Genomic DNA, 2,392 nt, shown 5'->3' on the forward strand with positions numbered 1-2,392 from the left:
CGCCAGGAATCTTTCTTGCGTCATTAAGCCATTCGTTACTCATGATCGACTCTCCTCGTAATCCAAAACCTAACTCTAAGTATAGACTATGCTAGAAAAATTGCATTAAGGCGCGTCCGGTTATTAAATGGCGCCTCGATACCAACGTTGCGCGAGTAATTGCCGCCGGTTATCTCCCGGCCGAGTCGGAACAGGTCATTCGCCGCGGCTTGCGGGTCAGCGTATGGCTGCTCCCATTTGCGCTGCAGGAACAAACGGTAGTAGCGGTCGAGGAAGGGCAAGGGGACCGCATGGCGCCTGCCGGTCTCATCGATTGCCAGGTAGTGGGGTTCGGCTGCCACGGTCTCGGCGATCGTTTTCAGCGCCGCTGCGGTCTTCTCAAGGATCTTGTCCTCGCTTGCGCCGTCCAGGTCGCTGGGCAGCCGGTCGCGCAGCGCCATAAAGCGCTCTCCAGGCCAGAAGGCCTGCTGCACTTGTTGGATGCACTCGGCGAACCGGTCGGGATCGATGATGCGGTATAGCATGGTGACTCCTCGCCAGGGGGTGAGAGCGACTGCTCTTGAACAAGTCCGCGAACCCAAACCCTACAACAAGTCGGGCGTTTCCGCTATCCTCACTCTTGCCTGTCCTCACCGCTGTCGCTGCCAGGTCATCATGACTCCAGTTATCGATCAATCGACGACCGACGCTGACCCGCCAACGCGGAAGTCGCCACCTCGCGCGCCCTTGACGCTTCGTATCGGCTGCGTCGGTCATCGACCGAATCGGCTCGATCAGGCTGACCTACCGCTCCTTGGCCAGCGCCTGCACGAGGTACTGGACTTGGTGTGTTCCGCGGTCGGGGCCTTTCAGCGAACACACCCCGCGCTCTATTCAGAAGCGGCGGCGACTTTACGCGCGGTGACGTCGTTGGCGGAGGGCACGGATCGCCTCTTCGCGGAGCAGGCGCTTCGGCTCGGTTACTCCCTTTGCTGCCCGCTGCCCTATCACCAGGCGGAGTTCGAACGCGATTTTCAGCCTCCCCAATCCCAGCAAACCGGATCGGTGGAGGAATTCAGGGGCCTCATGGACCGTGCCCGCCCCCAACTGGTGCGCTTTGAGTTGGACGGCGATCGGTCGAGGGCGACGGGGGTTTATGCGGCTGCTGCATCGGTCTTGCTCAATCAGTCCGATCTCCTGGTTGCGGTATGGGACGGCGGCCCCTCAAAGGGCTCCGGGGGCACCGTGGCCACGCTCAGACGCGCACTCCAAGACGGTATGCCGGTCGTCTGGATCGATGCCCGCGCTCCCCACGCCTGGTGCCTGTTGCGGGAACCATCGGACCTTGCAGCCGCCGGCAAGGACAACGGTGGTACCGTCCACGGTGAGACCAATCGGGACGACTTGGCCGCGGTGGTCCGGGAGATTCTCGATCTCCCATCGCCAGACCACAACGCTGGGGACGGGGGAAAAGACCTGGGCGTGGCCCACTGCGGGCGCTACTTCAAAGAGCGCCGGCCGCGCTGGAATTTCGCAGTTGCCTGGCGAGTTTTTCGCCAACTGCATGGAACGGGACGACTCCGGCTGCCGCCCTTGCGCGTGCAGGCGTTCGAGCAGGCCGCCGCGACGGACTGGCCTGTCACTCCGGATGTCGCCGGCTGGGTGAATGCGCAGTTGGCCCCCCACTATGCGTGGGCCGGAAAACTGGCAGGGCTCTATGCCGATGCCTACCGCAGCACTTTTCTGCTCGGCTACACCTTGTCCGCGGTCGCAGTCCTCCTCGCGCTGCTGCCGATGACGGTCGGCGCCTACGTGCCAATCCATGGGTTTGAGACCCTCTGCGTCGTCGCCGAATTAGTGGTCATCCTGACAATCCTTTTGACGGTCTACTGGGCCCGGCGTCGGCAGTGGCATCGCCGCTGGCTGGATTATCGCCTGCTCGCCGAGATGATCCGGCAATTGCGGTTCCTGATCCCGCTGGGTGCCCCATGGCTCTTCCCCCGGGCGCCCGCCCATTGGGAGAGTTACGGTGACGTGAGTCGGCGCTGGATGGCCTGGCACCTGCGGGCGCTAATCAGGGCCAGCGGGTTACCGAACGCGACGGTCGATCAGGAGTATCTGCGCCGTTGCCTTGGGTACCTGAAGCAGGTCATGGAGGGACAATTGCAATTCCACCAACAGAACTGCGAACAGTCCGAGCGCCTCGAACACGACCTGCACAAAACGTCGTTTGGTCTGATCGCGGCGACGCTGGTGTGCATCGTCGCACATCTACTCGACTTTGGCCATTTCAGGGAGTCGAGGCCAGTTGATTCAGCACGCGTTGCCAATCCTGGCGGGAAATAACGAGGGCGTCCGGGTCTGCGGTTGAGTTGACGAAATTCGCCGCCGCCCAACTGGTGCGGCGCACCAG

General features: G+C 62.3%; 2 protein-coding genes. One reads left to right on the forward strand and one right to left on the reverse strand.

Annotation, left to right across the window (positions count from 1 at the left end; translation table 11 throughout):
- Positions 1-86: 86 nt before the first annotated feature.
- On the reverse strand, positions 87-524 hold the full coding sequence (locus tag QZY03_RS10695; RefSeq protein WP_295580812.1) for a hypothetical protein: 438 nt from the start codon (positions 522-524) through the stop codon (positions 87-89).
- A 202-nt stretch (positions 525-726) separates the two neighbouring features.
- Here QZY03_RS10695 and QZY03_RS10700 point away from each other — a divergent pair, with 202 nt between their 5' ends.
- Positions 727-2,325 (forward strand): hypothetical protein, encoded by a 1,599-nt coding sequence (locus tag QZY03_RS10700; RefSeq protein WP_295580814.1) that lies wholly within the window; start codon positions 727-729, stop codon positions 2,323-2,325.
- Positions 2,326-2,392 lie beyond the last annotated feature (67 nt).

The organism is uncultured Lamprocystis sp. (genome assembly GCF_903933125.1).
Lineage (GTDB): Bacteria > Pseudomonadota > Gammaproteobacteria > Chromatiales > Chromatiaceae > Thiodictyon.